Source organism: Embleya sp. NPDC001921 (assembly GCF_053594475.1).
Map to the genome: position 1 here is coordinate 13,471 of NZ_JBSFEO010000065.1, position 17,422 is coordinate 30,892.

A 17,422-nucleotide genomic window follows, 5' to 3' on the forward strand; every position below is an offset into this window, starting at 1 on the left:
GTGGTCGGGCGGGACGCGGTGGGCGTTCCCGGATTCGCGTGTTGCGCCGGCTGAGTTTCGAAGCGTGAGTTCGAGGGATGATGTAGATTGCTTCTATGTAGATCATGACTACGTAGATGTGATACTCGCTTCGATGATGGGAGCCGTATGTCCTTTGTCGGTAGGCGGCTGGAGCTGGCGCTGTTGACCAAGCGCCTCGAACGTGTGGCCGCCTCCGGGGTCGGGGCCGCGCTCGCACTGCGAGGTCGACGTCAGGTCGGCAAGTCCCGATTGGTGCAGGAGTTCTGCGACGCGGCCGCAGTGCCGTACGTGTTCTTCACCGCGACCAAGGGGGCTTCCCCGGTCGAGGCGGTGGCGGACTTTCTTACCGAGTTGGCGGAGTCGTCGCTGCCCGCCGACCCCGAACTGGTGCCCTCGGGCGGCGCGGGCAAGTGGCCCGACGCCTTTCGGGCCCTGGCCGCGGTTCTGCCGGATCGGCCCGTCGTCGTGGTGATCGACGAGTTGCCCTGGCTGGCCGAGCAGGACGAGCTCTTCGACGGAGCGTTGCAGACCGCGTGGGACCGGTTGTTGTCCAGGCGTCCCGTCCTCTTGCTGCTCCTGGGCAGCGACCTGCACATGATGGAGCGACTGACCGCGTACGACCGGCCGTTCTACGGCCGCGCGGACAATCTCGTGCTGGGCCCGCTCAATCCCGCCGAGACCGCGGACGCGCTCGGGTTGGGGGCCGCCGACGCCATCGACGCGCACCTGGTCTGTGGCGGCCTGCCGGGCATCCTGCGTGCCTGGCCTCACGGCACCCCCGCGCTCTCGTTTCTCCGGGACGAGTGCGCGGACCCGGCGTCGCCGGTGTTCGGCGTGCCGGAGTCCTCCCTGTCGGCCGAGTTCCCCGCCCCCGACCAGGCACGGCGGGTGTTGGAGGCGGTGGGCGGCGGCGACCGCACACACGCGAACATCGCCGCGACGGCCGGCGGCCGCGGCGGTGCGATCCCTTCCGGGTCGTTGTCGCCCCTGCTGCGCAAGTTGGTCGAGGAGAAGCGGGTCCTGGCCATGGACGAACCGGTCTCCACCACGCCGGGCAAGCCCGCTCTGTACCGGGTCCAGGACAGCAATCTGCGCCTGTACCTCGCGGTGTTGCGCGGAGCGCAGGAACAGGTGCGGCGGGGCCGGCCCGAGGCGGCCTACCGGCTCGTCGAGCGGCGCTGGGCCGCGTGGCGCGGTCGCGCCGTCGAACCGCTGGTACGCGAAGCGCTCGAACTCGCCGCCGGGGAGGGGGCGTTGCCCTGGGACGACATCGAGGCCGTCGGCGGTTGGTGGAACCGACGTTTCGACCCCGAGGTCGACCTGGTGGGTGTGGACCGCGCGCCTGTGGCCCGGCACGTCCGCCTGGTCGGGTCGGTCAAATGGCTGGCCGGGCCGTTCGATCGCCACGACATGGCCGACCTCGCCACGGCCGCTCCCCAGGTTCCCGGCTTCACGGTCGGCGGTACCGCCTTGGCCGTGGTCACCCTCTCCGGGCTCGCGCCCGACGTGCCCACCGAACCGATCGGTGTGATCTGGGGACCGGACGACGTCATCGAGGCATGGAAACGCTGAACGGACGTGTGGGCCGAGGTGGAGGAGTCGGAGCGCACGGTGTGGTCGTTCGCGCCGTTCGAGCACGTGGGCCCCGCCACGAAGGTTCCGGACAGGGACCCAATAGGGTTGTCCTGTAAGGAATCGAGGAAAGCAGCCCATGGCACGTCCCGGCTCGTAGACGCCGGAGTTCCGCGAGGAAGCGGTTCAACCGGCGCTGAAGTCCGCCCCTCGGTCGATCGCGCAGACCGCGCGGGAACTCGATGTGCACCCGGAGACGCTCCGAACCTGGGTCCGGGAGTACAAGCGCGAGCGCGAGAGCACCGACGAGGCCTCTTCCGTGGACGAGCGCGCCAGGCTGAAGGAACTCGAAAACCGGGTCCGTGAGCTGGAGATGGAAAACTCTTTGATGCTTCTATGTCAAGCCGCGCAAGGCTGTTCGATGTCGTGGAGCCGGGAGCGAGCGACCTCGTCGGTCAGCAGAGCGCGATAGACCCGGTCGGAGATGCGCCGCCGCAGGAGTCGGAGAGCTTCCTTGGGGGTCTTGCCGGTCGCGAGCTGCCTCGCGTAGTAGACGGCGCCCTCGCCGTCGCCCCGGGTCTGGGTGACGGCGGCCATGTGCAGGGCGGTGTTGATGGTGCGGTTGCCGCCGCGGTTGAGCCGAACCCGAACCTTGTTGGAGGACCGGACCGGGATGGGAGCGGTGCCGTTGAAGCGTGCAAACGCATCCTTGGACCGGAACCGGGCGGCGTGCGGTCTCGCCCAGAATCATCGCCGCACCCAGCACTCCACACCCCGGCACGGTCAGGAGCTCCGGAGCCAACTCCCGTACCAGTGAACGGAGTTGCGACTCGATGCGATTGATACGGACGGTGAGGAGCCTGCAGTCCTGGACCAGTTCCAGGGCGATCTCGGCCACCACGCCGGCCCGGCCCGTCAAGTGTTCCTCCAGGGCGTCCAGGACACACAACCGACGCAGGCCCCGGGAGGGCACGGACAGTTCGGGGTCGAGTTCGTGCAGCATCCAACGCAGCTTGTTCGCGGTGGCCGTGCGTCGGCGGACCAGTGTCCTGCGGTGGTCCACCCGGAGCTTGACCTCGCGTGTCGGGCCGTCGAGTTCGGCCCTGGGGAGGTTCGGCTCGCGCAGTGCGACGCGGGCGACGGCCTCGGCGTCGATCGGGTCGGACTTGCCGCGCTCGCGTGCGCAGCGGCGGGCGCCGGCCATCAGCCGGGTGTGCACGCGGACCACGGCGTGGCCGCCATCAGCAGGTCGGCTTCGAAACGCCTGGTCAGGTGCCTGCAGTCCTCCACGGCGAGCAGGGCCCGGTCGAACTGCCTCAGCCAGTCGCAGGCTCGCGTGTGCCCCGTGGGCGTCGCGTCGACGGTGACCTGGGCCAGGCGTCGGCCGACCCGGTCCACCGCGACGAGGGTGTGGGTCTTCTTGTGGGAGTCGATGCCGACCGCGATCACAGGTCGCCTCCGGTGGGGTGCACGAACGCGCGGGCAGGGCGGTCGTTCTCCACGGGGACACGCCTCAAATCAGGCAAACGGGCACGCTTCTATCAGGCCACACCGCAGAGATCGCCGGACCGGCGGGGCGGCACATCAAGGACAAGCCACCAAGATGCGGGGCAGCGAAAAAACGAGCCAACCCCGCCGGCGCCTGCCACTCTTGCACCGCTACCCGGCCGATGTCCTCAACTTTGGCATTGACGCGAAGAAAGCCGTGGCCCGCTTGAGGACCTCCACGTCCTGCCGCAGCCGGGTGTTCTCCCGCCGCAACCGGGCCGGTTCCTCACGTTCGGACGACGTCAGGCCGTCGCGTTCGCCCGCGTCGACCTCGGCCTGCTTCACCCACTCGCGGACCGCGGTCTCGGTCAGGTCGAAGCCCTTCGCGACCTGACCCACCGACCGGTCACCCTGCCGACACAGACCGACGATCTCGGCCTTGAACTCCGACGTGAACGAGCGGCGAGGCCGAGGCTTCTTCTTCCCCATGCGCTCCATGACGGACATCCTCCCCAGAGAGGCCAAAGCCCCTCATCCAGGGTGATGTTGCCCCGGTTTCACGGACTCGGGGGTGAGGAGATCAGCTTCGGCGGGTGGGTGTCGGTTTCGAACTGTACCGGGGTCATGTAGTCCAGGGCTGAGTGTCGTCGGCGCTGGTTGTAGAACCCTTCGATGTATTCGAAGATCGCGTTGGCGAGTTCGACGCGGGTCCGCCAGCGCTGGCGGTCGAGGAGTTCGGTCTGCATGCGAGCCCGGAACGACTCGGCCACGGCGTTGTCGTAGGGATCGCCGATGGTGCCCAGGGAGGGCAGCAGTCCGGCTCGGCGTGCGCGTTCGGTGAAGGTCCACGAGGTGAACTGAGTGCCGTGGTCGGCGTGGATTATCCCGTCCGGGACCAGGCCGGCGGTGCCGCGGGAATCGATTGCCATACCGAGCGCGGAGGTTGCCAGGTCGGCTCTTTGCCGGGAGTCGATCGCCCAGCCGACCACTTTGCGGGAGTAGGTGTCCAGGACCACGCAGCAGTAGAGCTTTCCCTCACGGGTGGGGTGTTCCGTGATGTCGGTGACCCACAGTTGATTCGGTCCGTCGCGAAGAAAGTTACGTTTGACCAGGTCGGTCACCGTTATCGCTGAGGGAACCCGCTTGGCTCGCCGGCGCAACGGCAGTCCGGCCAGGCCCGCTCGGCGCATCGGCTCCGCCACTGTTCTGCGTGAGACGACCACGCCGTGGCCGTGGACGAGTTCGGCACGCACTCGGGGTGATCCGTAGGTCTGTCGTGATGCCTGATGGATGGCCGTGATCTGGTCGGTCAGCCACGCATGGCGGATGGCGCGGGCCGAGGGCGGACGCATGCGGGCGTCATAGAAGCCCGACCGGGACACCCCGAGCGCGAGACATGCCTGCTTGACCGGGACGCCCTCGAGGGCCAGTTCGGCCACCAGAGCGAACCGGACTTTTGGGGGCACCACCTGCTCGACCGCCGCTGCGGCCTTCCGCAGGATCTTGACCTCGTTCTCCAGTTCGGCGATCCGCGACCGGGCCTCGGCCAGGGCAGCCGACTCCACCGCTGAGGGACCCAAGGTCTGCAGGCCCCGATCGATCAGATCCTGGCGCTTCCATCGGTGCAGGCAGGACTCGGCGATCGACAGTGATGCGGCCACGTCCCGGACCGATCGTCCCGACGCCAGTAGGTCCAGGGCACGCCGCCGGAACTCCGGCGGATAGGGTTTGGGCACGATCAACGATCTCCTTCGGAAGATCGCCGAACCATACCTCTCTCAACATCTGTGCCCGTTAAACCGGGGCAACATCAGGGTGTCCGTCAAAGCGGAGCAAGCCCACCGTCGTCGCCGACACCCTCCAGGGCATCACCGAGTTGCTCCGCATCGGCAGCGGCAAGAACCACGTCGGCTACCACCTGGCCGCCCACCTCGCCCTCCACCAGTACTTCGTCGCCCACGGCCGGCCCGTGCCCCGCTTCCTCATGCTCGACCAGCCGAACCAGCCCTACTACCCCTCCGACATGGCCAAACAGAGGGGGCAACTGGAAGACCTCGCCCTGGACGAGGACCGCGTGACGGTCACTCGCCTCTTCGAACTCATGCATCAGGTCGTCCACGAACTCTCGCGGGGATTCGTGAGCGACGAAAGGGCAAGCAAGCATGGTCAGTCACAGCACGGTCGAAGCCATCAACGGACTGACCGCACGTTGGGCCGCGACCCTGCCCCAGGACGGCACGGTACTCGCCGCAGCCGGAGTGTGGCCCTTGCTGGGCCTCCTCGCCGCCGGTGCCGCAGGTCCCGCCCGGCAGGAACTCTCGGCCGCTCTCGGCATCTCGGCGGACGACGCCGCAACGGCAGCACGAGACCTCCTCTCCACCCTCGGGGCAACGCGTGGCCTGAGCACGGCCCTTGGCCTGTTCACTCGCGACACCCTGCCCATCGAACCGGCCTGGCTGGACCAACTGCCTGCCGAAGTACACGGGCAACTCACCGGCGACCCCGCCGCTGACCAGTTGCACCTCGACGCCTGGGCGACCACGTGCACGGACGGGCAGATCGACGCCATGCCGATCACGGTGAACGACGAGACTCTGCTGGTGCTGGCCGGCGCCCTGACACTCCGCACCGACTGGATCCGACCCTTCACCCCAAACGTACTCGCAGCCGAGACAGGGCCCTGGCACGGCAGGGTCCTGGCCGGCCTGTCCCGAAGTACCGCTCTCCTGAACCGTGTCGGTGTCGCGGACACGGCAGCCGGCCCTCTCACCGAACTTCAGGTCGTCGGCGCCCACGGCATCGATGTCCACCTGTACCTCGGACTACCCGATGCCACCGCAGGCCGCGTTTTGGCCGCCGCAGTGGTCACACTCCACAATCGCCGGGCCACAGTCCCCGGCGATCGCCTCCCCGACGGTGCCCCCGGCCCTGGGCTCTCCGTGGCCCGCGTCCCCAGTGTCGACGGCGAACCCACGCTCCACGTGGACACCGTCGCGTTCACCGTCAAAGCCCACCACGACCTCCTCGCCGACGCCGACCTGTTCGGCCTGCGCACGGCAACGGACGTCTCACAAAACCGCTTCCCCGGCATCAGCACCGAGCCCCTGGCCATCCAGCACGCCGCGCAGACGATGACGGCGACCTTCGGCGCGCGCGGCTTCCGCTCCGCAGCCGTCACCGCCTTCTCCGGAATCGCTGCCGGCATCCCCCGCCGCCCCTTCCGGACCCGCGAGATCAGCGTCCGCTTCGATCGCCCCTTCGCCTTCCTCGCCCTGCACCGCACCTCTCGACTCGTCCTCAACGCAGGCTGGGTCACCGACCCCGATATTTTCGAGGAACCCACCCACGACTCCTGAATGCGCCCATGAGCTGCAGTACCGCGCGCCAGGAGGCGAGGTCCTGCGTAACGCAGCCACCGACCACGCTCCGACGGCCGAACGGAACGACGCGAACCCCACGAAGGCCCAGCGGCGGGCGACACCGATCAAGCGGTCTCCCGTGCCGTAGACCGTCGAGTCGGGAGTGGATGGGCGGCGGCGAAGTAGGCGCGGTGACTCCGCAGACCAATCGCACCGCAGCGGGAATCAACCGGCTTCACCGGATCGCGCGAGGAATCGAGCCACCGTCGCCGCGGTGGTCTCCGCGAGCCGCCGAGGTCGATCCCATCCGTGGGCGCTGTCCCGGACATCAGCCGGACAAGGCTCTGACCAGGCCGGACAGTGTTCCGCTTGTTCGGGACAACGTAGTCCCGTTGCTCATTCCGGTGGGCCGAACGATGCTCGGTGAGGTCGGTCCGGGTTGCCCGGCAGGGGCCCACTCAACGCACAACGGTTCGGCAGCTGATCCTTCTACATCACAGGGGAAGACATGAAGGGCACTCTCCAAGCGTTACTGGTCACCACCGCCGTAGCGGCCGCCGTGGGGGTCGCGCCCGCCACCGCGAACGCCGCGGCCGACTGGTCGTGCCGTTCCATCGCGGGCCAGTACATGTACTTCACGGCGGACACTCCCCTGCACGCCAAGCCCCTGGGCAGTTCCCAGGTCTACGCCATCTTCTCCACCCCGCAGTGGATCAACGGCTCGTGCGTCAACAAGTACGGCAACCAGTGGTGGCGTACTGACTACTCCTCCGGATACGGCTACATCTACGACGGCTACCGCACCGGCTGACCGACAGCCACCGCACGTTCGCGACCGGCGCGACGCGACACACACGCGCCCGCATCGGGCACCCAGGAATCGGGCCCCGGGCAGCGGGCCCCGGGCAGCGGGCCCCGGGCAGCGGGCACCCAGGCGGACCACCCTCGGCCCCGAGCGCGCTCGGGGCCACGAGGCTCCGCCGACGCGGGTGGGGCCTTCGCCGATACGTCCCGTGCGGTCTCGTCCCCGACGGATGCTCGGCCTCGGGCCCGGCGTTGCCACGTACCGGGCCCAAGGAGCCGGCCGGATTTCGGCGCCGCCTCTCGGGCCTGATCGTCGCTGCTCGCCGTCCCCTTGCGCTCGGTTGAGGGCACCGGTGGAGCCGGACGGCGAAGTCGAGGCGGACGGGCCCGCGTTCGGTCGACCGGGTCTGTCCGGGCGCGGGGTTGCGGATGTGTGTGGTGGGCGGCCCGCAACACTCTCCTGATCAACATGTGGCAGCCGGCAACAGCCCTTGGGGGCGACGCTGTCCAGGCCGCATCTCCCGAAACCGGGCGAAGTGCTCGGCCCGGACGGGGTATTCGTCGATGTGCCCATCGGTTCGGACGCCGGGAACAACGACTCGGTCATGATGGCCACGCGCACCGATCCACGAAACCGGCTCGACGCCCCGACCGTGGACTGCGCCCACAGGGTCACGGCGTACGAACAGCGACCGGACGAGTTGACGGGCGTTGCGGAATTCCTGCGGGCGATGGAGCGGGTCCGATGGGCGCGTGGCCGCGGTCGCGGTAGGTCTCGCCGTAGGTGAGGGGAAGGTGTCCACGAGGCCGTGGGGCCGTGGCGGCGGGCCGTGGCCGGCAGCACCCACAGCGCTGCCCGAGATCCGGGCGCGTTCCGGATCGACACCGACGGATGCCTAATGCTCCGCTACCACGACGGCGCGTCGGCGGAGTGAATCGCCGCCGTCGGATCGAGACGCGAGGCCGAGGCCGAGGCCGGAGGTGACGCGTCCCCGGAGGCGTTTCGGGCGCGCGCGTGAGCGGCGGCCAGGAGCGCATTCGCCGGGGAACCTTGGTCGTTGAAAGCCCTGCGGCCGTTCACGTCGGGCCGCGATGATGCCTGTCATGGGCGTGCACGGGGGACGCAGGGTCGCTTTGGCTTGGGCGCTGGTGTGTTTGGTGGCCGCAGTGGTGACCGCGGTGTGGGGGTTGCGGGGGGTCAGGCCCGGGGACGACTTCGACCCGGTCGGGGCGCTGGGGGTGCTGTTCGGGACGGGTGTGGCGGTGTGGTCGGGGCTCATGACTCGGGCGGCGTTGCGTCAGCAGGCTCCCAACCTCGCGTTCGCCGAGGACCTGGCGCGTCAGGTGAAGTTGGTCGAGACCGCCGAGCGGGCGCGGATGCTGGGCGAGGACAGCCCACGCATCGATGTCAGGTTCGTTCTGCGCCCGGCCGCCCGGCGCAGCGCCGCCGGGGCCGGGTCGGAGGGGCGGTTGAGCACGGTGGTCGACTATTACGCCCGGTTGCGTCCGCGGCGGTTGGTGGTCACCGGGGCTCCGGGGGCGGGCAAGACGGTCCTGGCGATCGAGTTGGTCCTGGGTCTGTTGGATCTCGAGCGCAAGGCTTCGGATCCGGTGCCGGTGCGGATGTCGTTGGCGTCGTGGTCCACGCTGCCCGACGCGGTGCCCGTGACGGTCGAGGCGGCGGGTGCGGCGGTGCGTTCGTGGGTGTGTGCTCATCTGGTGCGGAACTATCGGATCACGTCGGTGGTCGCGAAGGCGTTGGTCGAGGCGGGGCTGATCCTGCCCGTCCTGGACGGTTTGGACGAGATGGACGCGGAGGATCCGGGTCCCGATCTCGGCCGGGGGCGGCGGGCGCTGGAAGTGCTGAACGCCTACCAGTACGGTCGTGAGAAGGCGGGTCTGGTCCTGACGTGCCGCAGCGGGCCCTACGACGGGCTGCGGGTGTGGGCCAAGGACGCCGCGCGGGTGGAGATCGTGCCCGTGACCTATTCGCAGGCGCGGCAGTTCATCGTCGACCGTGTCGACGACCGCGCGCGTTGGACGAATGTGACCGACACCCTCGATCGCGAGCCGTTCGGAAGCGTCGCGCGGGTTCTGTCCACGCCTTGGCGGCTGATGATGGCCGTGACCGTCCATGAGCAGCGTGACGCGCGCGGCTTCCACCTGCCGCAATTCCATCCCGACACCCTTCTCTCGCCTCGACCGGGCGGCGAGGCGGCGATGCGTCACCACCTCAACAGGCTGTTCGTGCTGGCCGCCACCACCGATCAGCTCGCGCGCGACGGGCGGCGACGGGGATACACGCCGGCTCAAGTGCACACGTGGTTGGGCGTGTTGGCCAGCTACCTCAGGGCCAATACCGTCACGTGGCGCCACGTCGGCGGCCGCACGCTGTCGGGGACGGACATGATCCCCCACGAATTGTGGCCGCTGGCCGGCCCGCGACGACCCCGAGCCGTCCACGCTCTCTTGAGCGCGGCCCCGCTCGGGCTGGGCATGGTGTTGTTGACCGCCCTGTTCGATCGGTTCGAATTCTCCGCGGAAAAGCTTCGGGGGGCGGGCGCGGTGGCCGCTGTCTGCGGTGTCGGGGTGGCGTGTGCCTGGTACAGGGTGTGGCCGTCACCCGCGTATCTGTCACCCCTGCGTATCCGGTCGCGGCAGGGAGGGCCCGCCGTGGGGGAGCGCATCGCCATGGGGTTCGTATTCGGGGTCGACCTGTGGCTGCTGCTGCGATTCACGGACGGATCCACGAGTGTGACCGGGCCCGTGGCGATCGCGCTGGCCACGGTAGTCGCCAACGGGCGCGAGTCGGCCGGCAAGGTCGGCTTCGCGGACCCGCGCAGCCTGATCGGATCCGACGTCGCGGCCTGGCTCGGCATCGCGTTCGCCTGCGGTGCGGGATTGCTGGGCTATTGCGTGATGGGGTGGCTCGGTCAAGGAGATGCGATGGGGCTCGTTCTCGGGCTCGTCTGCACGCTCGGAATGGGCTTCGGGTTCGCCCTCGCGGCGAGGCTCGGTGTCGGAACGGGGAACGGCGTCGAAGTCGCGGCGCGGCTCGCAGCCGGGCTCGTACCCGCCCTCGCACTCGTCCTGGCCGTAGCGCCCCTGCTCCGGCCCGGAGTGTTCGACTGGGCCCTCGCCATCGTGCGGAGCGTTGTGCTCGTGGCCGTGCTTGCCGGGTGGATGCTGTTGTGCTTCAACGGGTTCGTCGGGGGCGCGGGAGTTCGATATCTCGCCCTGCTGTTGTGCACCCGTCGCGGACCCCGGCGGTTGCCGTGGCGACTCGGGCGATTCCTGGCTTGGGCCACCGACGCCGGACTGCTGCGCGTCTCGGGAAACGCCTACCAGTTCCGTCACCGTGAACTTCAGGAATGGCTCGCCGACAACCCCACACCACCTCCAACCCCCTGAACAGCCAAACCGCCGCCCGGTACCGCGCTGTTCCGTGGAGAGCGCGCGGGTGTCCGACTTCGGTTGCGGCCTCGAACTGGATGTGGTCCACGTCGGGACGCCGGTGCGAACACTGCCGGGACAACCGCCCCGGCCGCGACGCGTGGTACATCCGGTTCGCCTCGGCGGTCCTTGCGGCCGTAAGTCTCGTCGTCGGCGGGGGACGATCGGGTGGGGCGGCGGGGCGGCGATGCGTCACCACCTCAACAGGCTGTTCGTGCTGGCCGCCACCACCGATCAGCTCGCGCGCGACGGGCGGCGACGGGGATACACGCCGGCTCAAGTGCACACGCGGTTGTACTGCAACGACACTCCGTGACTGGAAGTCATCACGGTCGTTGGTCCGTTCGTGTCGATGGAGATAGTTGACGGTTGGTCAGATGCGTTCGCTGACTTCGCGGGGCGGTTCGCGGGCCGGTTCGGGCGGGTGGCGCCGCGCCGGCGGATGGTGTCCTATCTGCGGGGATTGCTTGGCGAGTCGGAGCGCAAGAACGGCGGGACTCTGGCGGAGGCGGCCGGGGAGGCCGGTCCTGAGGGAATGCAGCGATCGGACCGCGAACGTTGCCGGGCGGCGGGTATCGGCGACGAGGTCGAGTTCGCCACCGAGCCGGACCTGGGCCTGCGAATGCTCTCAAGCGGGCCGTGGAATCCGGTATTCCCTTCGGATGGGTTACCGGCGACGAGGTCTACGGTCAGGCGGGGCGGATCCGACTGTGGCCGGAAGAACATGGGATTGCCCATGTGCTCGCCGTCCCGAAATCGCAGATGGTCATGAACATGGAATTCTTCGGACAGGCCCGTGCGCACGAACTGATCAGCGAGCTTCCCGAGCGTGTGGACGTGCCTGAGCTGCGGCGACGGTGCTCACGGCCCGCGCAGGTACGACTGGGCAGCAGCCGCGATCCGGCCCTCACGGCGCGCGCGGGCTGGGTCCACTGGCTCTTGGCGCGGCTCAGCCTCGCGGACCCCATGGAAATCGCCTCCTGCATCTGCTTCTGCCCGGCCGAAACGCCGCTGGAGGAACTTGTGCGGATCGCAGGATCTCGGTGGATGATTGAGGAATGTTTTCAGACGGCAAAGAATGAAGCCGGACTCGATCACTATCAAGTCCGCGGCTACAAAGCGTGGTACCGGCACATAACCCTCTCGATGGCCGCCCTCGCCTTTCTCGCCATCTTGCGAGAGGAGGCAAAAAGGGGGATCTGAAGGCCGGTAGTGAACAATATCTGATACCCATGACCATGAACGAGGCCCGGCGGCTCTTCAACCGTATCTCTTCTCCTGTTCGCCACAGCACCAAGCACGTACTTGCCTGGTCCCTATGGCGAAGAACAAGCCAAGCTCGGGCCCGCATCAGCCAATACTGACGTCGAGGACATCCCGAAGTGTTGTTGCAGTACTAGAAGCTGCCGTTGCCGGGGGTGTTCTCCCGCCCGAATACCACGGGGGCGATATGCGGACGCTCCCGCTGGGACAGCGCGTTGATGCCGTGCACGGCCGGATTGAGGTCCGGAAGCGGCTGCCCCGGAGTCCACGGTCGGCCGAAGCCCAGGGAGGCCGCGATTCTGGTTTTGCGGATCTCGGCCTCCTCCGGTTTCAATGCCAGACCGGTCGCGGGGTCCGTGTGGGCGTAGAGAGTATCGAGACTGCGTCGCAGATTTGCTGCTTGGCGGTCGATGTCGCCCCAGTTGTCGGCGTTCATCGCCACTCCTTGAGCCCATATCCGCTGAGCCACCGGAGGGGCCTGGGTACCGTAGAAGGCAACCATCGTCGAGCCCATTGCCCAGCGTTCCCCGTAGTTCGTTCCCGCATGGCTGCCCAGGCTGCCGATGATTTCGGGATCTCGCGTGAGGCCCTTGAACAACCCGGCAAGAGCGCCCTTCTCGTTCTTGTCGTGAAGAAACGCCGCCTCGCGCGCACCGGTGTGTTGGCCCTCGTGGTAGACCACCATGGCGCCCCCGAAGCCGCCGCCGCCGAGCACCACCCCTTTGGCGTGGGTCTTTTGCAACTGGTTCAGCAGTGTGTTCCGCTGCCCCGGCCCGAAGTATTTCGCGTTGAACTGCACGCCGCCGTGGTCATCGGCGAAGGCATAGCCGTCGTTCGGGCCCATGTGCATCACGCCCATGCGCCGGTAGCCGTATTTCGGCAAGACCATTCGGGAGTGCAACATGACGACTGCGGCCTCCTTCGCGGTCAACAGGTCCATATGCCTGAAACTGGCTGTCGGGTTGCCGAGCGGAGTTCCCAACTCGGCCATGGATTTGGTGACGTCGAAGGACAGCCACTTGGTGTCGTCGGCATGCAGAACCTTCTGGAAGTGCACGCTCTCCGGAGTGATCCCGTCGGACCCGTGGTTGTAGGGGATGGGAGCGGCTCGGTCGCTGTACGAAACCGGTGGGCCGACAGGCGCACTCGACGCCTTCGTCTCTGCCGTGTCCCGGGTGACCCACAGGTTCCGGGCGTTCGGCTGTGGAGCGGGAGGCTGCGACTGCGATTGCGACGTACGCTCCGGCGACGGGCGAAATCTGCGCCGCAATCGCTCGCCCAAACCAGGCTCTTCAGGCATTTCTCCCCCCGGAGAGACGTCTACCCTTCCATCAATAGTCGGATGATCATAGAAGATGCTGATCTTGTCCGCTTCGCGTGCTCGACATCGTCCTCCTTCCCACCGGCGACAGGGAGCGGCGTTGACCGGCACGAATCTCAAACTGTGGTCCTGCGCTCTCGCCGCCCACGACGTCGAAGCGGCACTCGACTTCTACCCCGACGTGCTCGGCTTCGAGATACGCGACACCATCGGACCCGACGGCGCACGACGGGTGAGCGTCCACCCGCCGACCCAGCCGAACGTGCGGTTCTTCCTCGACACGCCCGCCAACGATCCCGATGTCCCGCCTGCGGACCGGCACGTGATCGAAGACCTCCTGGCCAATGGCCTCCTGAGCCGTCTCGTCTTCGTCACCGACAACTGCGACGCCACCGTCCGGCTCATCGAGGTCGCGGGCGCCGAAGTAATGCAGGAACCCATCGACCAGCCCGACAGCGCCCGCGACTGGGCCTTCCCTCGACCCCTCCGGCAGCTTGTTGAGATTCACCCGGCCGACGCAGGCGATTCCCGCACTCGCCTCACTGCGGGCACACACCACGAAAGACCGCGAAACACCCTGAACGCGGCCGCGGAACCACCGCCGGGCCATCACAACCCGACGGCGGCGGCCTGGAGGCGGGACCGCTCGACCGGCGGTCCCTCGCTTTGTCGCCCGCTCGCGTTCCCCGTTTTCCGGGCGCCCCGGTCGACCGCCGAGGACTCGGATGCGGCCTGTCGCTTCCCCGCACGGGCCAGGGAGGCGTCGATTCCGGCGACGGCCGTGTCGGCCTCTCCCGGAATCCTGTTCACGTCCCTACCACCCACGGACCACTCCGCGCCTGCTCCCGCCGACAGCCCCCGGTCGGCCGGTCCTTTCACGTTCCCGTCCGCTCCGCCGTCGGGCTCGACATCGGAGCCCTGCTCGTGCGAGATCGGGTCCGGGTTCAGGAGTGCGGCCGAGCGCAACGCCAATGGCTGGGCATGGGCGGCGACGGCATCGGGCTTTTCCAGCGTCGTACGGCCGTCTGCGAGATCCTCCAAGGTCGCTCCGGCGAATTTCCTTCTGTCGGCGACGAGCTCGATGAACTCCTGGGGCGGGAAAGCCTCGGCGTGATCCGCGAGTTGATCGCGGTAGCCCTCGGCCTCCCGCTCGAACCCGCGCGCCTGCACCGCCCAACCCGCTTGCAGGCGCTCGGCGATCTCGTCCAGGACCTCGACGGTCATCGGCAGGTCTTTGCTCCATTGGAGCTTCATCGACGCTGCCGCGTTCGGGATCGCGTCTCTGCCGAAATCCTCGGCCACGGCGTGTAGCCCGGCCAACTGGAGGCGGGTCTCGCTGTACTTCGCGTGGATCCGCTGCTCGACACTGGCCGCCCTCAACTGCCGGGCCCCGTTCCGCGTTCGGCGGCTCGGCAGCGGTTGGGGGATCTTTGTCCAAGTCGGAGTCGGAGTCCGAGTCCGAGTCGGATGGCGGGCCGGGGTGGTGGTGCCGTGGAGGATGTAGGCGCGTTGGTGATAGCGGGTGGCGACGGCGCGGAACGCTTTGAGGCGGTTGGTCGTGCGCTCGGCCTCGTTGCGGCGGCGGCAGTCCTGGCGGTGGAAGCCGACGGGGCGTACGCCCCGTCGGCTGTTGCGTGGGCGGGAGTTGGCCTGGCCGAGCGGTTCGGCCCGGTACAGGTTCCCGTCGATCACCTGCCGGCGATCACGCCACCGGCCGCAACGCCCGTTCGCCGTCGTGTGTTCGACGGCGATCCGACCACCGAGGGCCGACGCGCTAACGGAAGCGGCGGGTGAGGGGCCGGATGTGCCCTCATCCGGGGCGCGGCGAGCACGGGATGTCCATCGGCGAGCCGTGGGACAGCCAAACCGGGCCGGGCCGGGGGCAAAGATCGTTCCGCACCGGCGGCCTCTGGGTGGAGGCCGCCCGCGCGTCGGGCTATCGCACGGGAATGCGAGCGATGGCGCGACATGCCTCGGCGCATGTGCGACAGGATTCCGCGCACCGCTTCATCATCTCGTCGTTCCCCATCGCCATGCATGCCTCCGCGGTCATGTCGCACTGCTTCGCGCACAGTGCGGCGATCTCGGCGGCCATGGGAGACTGGCGCATCACCATGTCCGCGCAGGTGCGTGTCATGTCCCCGGCGTCCATGAGGCTGCCCATCATCGCCATCTCCACGTAACGGCCGCCTTGCTGCAGGCAGTGGCTCATGGTCCGCTCGTTCACGCTGTGCGCCTCCATGCAGGCGTCGACGCACTTCTGCATTTCCGCGCTCATCTGTCCGCCGTGGTTCATGTCTTCTCCGTAAGTTGTCGGGTGGCCCCGGAGGGCCGGGTACGGCCGATGCCGTATTAATCCCTTTTGATAGGTTTTGGGAGTTTGCTCCCAATGGGGATCTTGAATGAAGCGGAGCTCCCCACGGGATCGACACGCCGGTGACGTCGTGGCCGCCGACCGGGACCGGTGCTGCCGGGCGCTCGCCCGTGGATCGCCCCGATCGACTGAACCACCGTCGACCTGGCCCCCGGACGGCCACGGAGCCGCTCGAATGTTTGTCGGGCGGCAAACGGTTCGAGGGTCCTCGAAATCGCCGCCTCACCCGAGGTCGGATATGCGGACCGCCCGCCCCGTCGCCCGATCCACCGTGGGCGCACCCGGCGTTCCACATGTGACGCACATGCCGGGGTTCCTGGCGGTGCGCATGAACCTCTTCAAACGCGCTTGGTGGCGGTTGACCGCGCACCCGGGCAGGACCGCGCTGGTCGTGTCCCTGCTCACGGTGATCTGCACGCTGGTGCTGTCGGGGCTGCTGATCCGGTCGGCGGTATCCCGCGCGTCGGCGTCGGCCAAGGAGAGCGTCGGCGCGTTGGCGACACTGCAGTTCGACCTGAACGCCGCGATCGACAGCGGGAAGCTGCAGGCGGGGAACGGGCCGGCCGGCGGCTCGATCGGCGAGGTCGGCGACCTCTACGCGAGCGACGTGGACAAGATCGCGAAGTCTCCGGGCGTACAGGAACACAACTACGTGCTGGACAACACCGGTGCGGGACCGACCGACGGCACCCGGTTGTACCAGCCGGTCCCGCCCCCGCCGGGGGCGGGCGGCGTCATGTCGGACTTCTTCAGCGTGTCCGGGGTGCTCCAGTCGGCGCAGTTGTCCCCGTTCCGCAACGGCGAGTCGCGGATCGTCGCCGGGAACGGGATCGACGCGGGCACGCCCGCGACTCGGTACTGGTCGAACAACGGCTCGCCGACGCCGACCACCTCAAGGTCGGCGACGAGGTCCGCCTGGCGGTCAACATGATCGGCGCCGCGAACCAGAACCAGGAGATCGAGTTCGCCATCGTCGGCGTCCACAAGAGCGACGCGCCGTCGGCGGACCGCTACGTACCGCCGATGTCCGACCCGGCCAAACTGATCTACACGACGCTTTCGGGCGCAACGCGGCTCAACGGCGCGCCATCGGGGTCGCGGGGAGCGCAGATCAGGCAGACCACCTTCAAGCTGTCGAGCCCGGACGCGCTCACCGCGCTCGAGAGCGCCGCCAAGGAGGCCGGCCTGGATCCGGACATGTTCCCGCTGACACTCAACGACAAGCAGTACCGGGCGATGATCGGACCGATCGAGAAGACCGCCGAGTTCGCCACCATCACGGTGTGGCTCCTCTCGTTCGCCGGACTCGGTGTGATCGCCCTGATCGTCGCGGCCCAGGTACGCGACCGCCGCCGCGAGCTGGGCATCCTCATGGCAATGGGCGAGCCCAGGCCCCGCCTGCTGGGACAGCAGTTGGTCGAGGTGGCGGCGTGCGCGCTGCCGGCGGTCGGCCTGTCCACCGCGATCAGCCCCGCACTGTCGAAGGTGGTCGGCGGCGCGCTGCCGTCCGACCAGGTCGACTCAGCATCGTCCGCCGCCTCCGACGACACCGTGAGCCGGCTCAGCCAGGTCAACGGCGGCGCCCCGGCGGCGGGCCGGCAAGACAGGGACACCGAGCCGATCGAAGAACTCGACGTACGCCTGACCGCCGCGGACATCACCGCAGTCGGCGCGGCCGGTCTGGGAATTGCCGCACTGGCCACCACGCTTCCCGGCATCGGCCTGATGCGGCTCAAGCCGAACGAGATCCTCGCAAAGGGAGAGTGA

The 17,422-nt window shown here is 68.4% G+C and carries 15 protein-coding genes and 5 pseudogenes; 13 read left to right on the top strand and 7 right to left on the bottom strand.

What is annotated here, in order from left to right:
* The first annotated feature begins 147 nt into the window (after positions 1 to 147).
* A complete protein-coding gene (locus ACWCPW_RS45855) occupies positions 148 to 1,593 on the top strand; it encodes an ATP-binding protein (protein WP_449767579.1) in 1,446 nt (481 codons plus the stop codon).
* A gap of 172 nt (positions 1,594 to 1,765) precedes the next feature.
* A pseudogene (locus ACWCPW_RS45860) lies at positions 1,766 to 2,065 on the top strand (transposase); the annotation flags it as partial.
* Here ACWCPW_RS45860 and ACWCPW_RS45865 read toward each other — a convergent pair.
* The 5 genes and pseudogenes from ACWCPW_RS45865 to ACWCPW_RS45885 form a co-directional block, all read right to left on the bottom strand.
* Positions 1,993 to 2,310 (bottom strand): annotated as a pseudogene (locus ACWCPW_RS45865) (transposase); the annotation flags it as partial. The pseudogenes ACWCPW_RS45860 and ACWCPW_RS45865 sit on opposite strands and share 73 nt — an antisense overlap.
* Positions 2,311 to 2,641: 331 nt before the next feature.
* A pseudogene (locus tag ACWCPW_RS45870) lies at positions 2,642 to 2,797 on the bottom strand (IS110 family transposase); the annotation flags it as partial.
* The gene (locus ACWCPW_RS45875; RefSeq protein WP_449767580.1) at positions 2,797 to 3,042 is read right to left on the bottom strand and encodes a hypothetical protein; all 246 of its coding nucleotides are present in this window, start codon (positions 3,040 to 3,042) and stop codon (positions 2,797 to 2,799) included. The gene ACWCPW_RS45875 and the pseudogene ACWCPW_RS45870, both read right to left, overlap by 1 nt.
* 210 nt (positions 3,043 to 3,252) lie before the next feature.
* Positions 3,253 to 3,579, bottom strand: a complete 327-nt coding sequence (locus ACWCPW_RS45880) for a transposase (protein ID WP_449767581.1) — start codon at positions 3,577 to 3,579, stop codon at positions 3,253 to 3,255.
* 59 nt (positions 3,580 to 3,638) lie between these two features.
* Positions 3,639 to 4,817 carry an IS3 family transposase gene (locus tag ACWCPW_RS45885; RefSeq protein ID WP_449767582.1) on the bottom strand — a complete coding sequence of 393 codons (1,179 nt, stop codon included), beginning with the start codon at positions 4,815 to 4,817 and terminating at the stop codon, positions 3,639 to 3,641.
* A 140-nt stretch (positions 4,818 to 4,957) separates the two neighbouring features.
* On the opposite strand from ACWCPW_RS45885, the pseudogene ACWCPW_RS45890 reads away from it, so the two are divergent.
* The 6 genes and pseudogenes from ACWCPW_RS45890 to ACWCPW_RS45915 all read left to right on the top strand — a co-directional run.
* A pseudogene (locus ACWCPW_RS45890) lies at positions 4,958 to 5,155 on the top strand (DUF3732 domain-containing protein); the annotation flags it as partial.
* An 88-nt stretch (positions 5,156 to 5,243) separates the two neighbouring features.
* The gene (locus ACWCPW_RS45895; RefSeq protein WP_449767583.1) at positions 5,244 to 6,437 is read left to right on the top strand and encodes a serpin family protein; all 1,194 of its coding nucleotides are present in this window, start codon (positions 5,244 to 5,246) and stop codon (positions 6,435 to 6,437) included.
* Positions 6,438 to 6,948: 511 nt separating this feature from the next.
* Positions 6,949 to 7,251 carry a hypothetical protein gene (locus ACWCPW_RS45900; protein ID WP_449767584.1) on the top strand — a complete coding sequence of 101 codons (303 nt, stop codon included), beginning with the start codon at positions 6,949 to 6,951 and terminating at the stop codon, positions 7,249 to 7,251.
* A 1,151-nt stretch (positions 7,252 to 8,402) separates the two neighbouring features.
* Positions 8,403 to 10,655, top strand: coding sequence for an NACHT domain-containing protein (locus tag ACWCPW_RS45905; protein WP_449767585.1), 2,253 nt, complete (start codon positions 8,403 to 8,405; stop codon positions 10,653 to 10,655).
* 229 nt (positions 10,656 to 10,884) lie between these two features.
* Positions 10,885 to 11,013: a hypothetical protein gene (locus tag ACWCPW_RS45910; protein ID WP_449767586.1), complete on the top strand. Its 129-nt coding sequence runs from the start codon at positions 10,885 to 10,887 to the stop codon at positions 11,011 to 11,013.
* A gap of 323 nt (positions 11,014 to 11,336) precedes the next feature.
* Complete coding sequence (locus ACWCPW_RS45915) at positions 11,337 to 11,900, top strand: IS701 family transposase (protein ID WP_449767587.1); 564 nt, start codon at positions 11,337 to 11,339, stop codon at positions 11,898 to 11,900.
* 193 nt (positions 11,901 to 12,093) lie between these two features.
* Here the strand turns inward: ACWCPW_RS45915 and ACWCPW_RS45920 are convergent, their stop codons facing one another.
* Positions 12,094 to 13,017: a hypothetical protein gene (locus ACWCPW_RS45920; protein ID WP_449767588.1), complete on the bottom strand. Its 924-nt coding sequence runs from the start codon at positions 13,015 to 13,017 to the stop codon at positions 12,094 to 12,096.
* 298 nt (positions 13,018 to 13,315) lie between these two features.
* Here ACWCPW_RS45920 and ACWCPW_RS45925 point away from each other — a divergent pair.
* The 3 genes and pseudogenes from ACWCPW_RS45925 to ACWCPW_RS45935 all read left to right on the top strand — a co-directional run.
* A pseudogene (locus tag ACWCPW_RS45925) lies at positions 13,316 to 13,684 on the top strand (VOC family protein); the annotation flags it as partial.
* Positions 13,685 to 14,391: 707 nt separating this feature from the next.
* Positions 14,392 to 14,592 carry a hypothetical protein gene (locus ACWCPW_RS45930; protein ID WP_449767589.1) on the top strand — a complete coding sequence of 67 codons (201 nt, stop codon included), beginning with the start codon at positions 14,392 to 14,394 and terminating at the stop codon, positions 14,590 to 14,592.
* A 180-nt stretch (positions 14,593 to 14,772) separates the two neighbouring features.
* Positions 14,773 to 15,075 (top strand): hypothetical protein, encoded by a 303-nt coding sequence (locus tag ACWCPW_RS45935; protein ID WP_449767590.1) that lies wholly within the window; start codon positions 14,773 to 14,775, stop codon positions 15,073 to 15,075.
* Positions 15,076 to 15,217: 142 nt separating this feature from the next.
* On the opposite strand, the gene ACWCPW_RS45940 is transcribed toward ACWCPW_RS45935, so the two are convergent.
* Entirely contained in the window at positions 15,218 to 15,577 is a 360-nt protein-coding gene (locus ACWCPW_RS45940; protein ID WP_449767591.1) for a four-helix bundle copper-binding protein, read from the bottom strand.
* Between the two features lie 382 nt (positions 15,578 to 15,959).
* Between ACWCPW_RS45940 and ACWCPW_RS45945 the strand changes: the two genes are divergently transcribed.
* Both ACWCPW_RS45945 and ACWCPW_RS45950 read left to right on the top strand, forming a co-directional pair.
* Positions 15,960 to 16,586, top strand: a complete 627-nt coding sequence (locus tag ACWCPW_RS45945; protein ID WP_449767592.1) for a hypothetical protein — start codon at positions 15,960 to 15,962, stop codon at positions 16,584 to 16,586.
* Complete coding sequence (locus ACWCPW_RS45950; RefSeq protein ID WP_449767593.1) at positions 16,583 to 17,422, top strand: FtsX-like permease family protein; 840 nt, start codon at positions 16,583 to 16,585, stop codon at positions 17,420 to 17,422. The genes ACWCPW_RS45945 and ACWCPW_RS45950 overlap by 4 nt, the downstream gene beginning before the upstream one ends.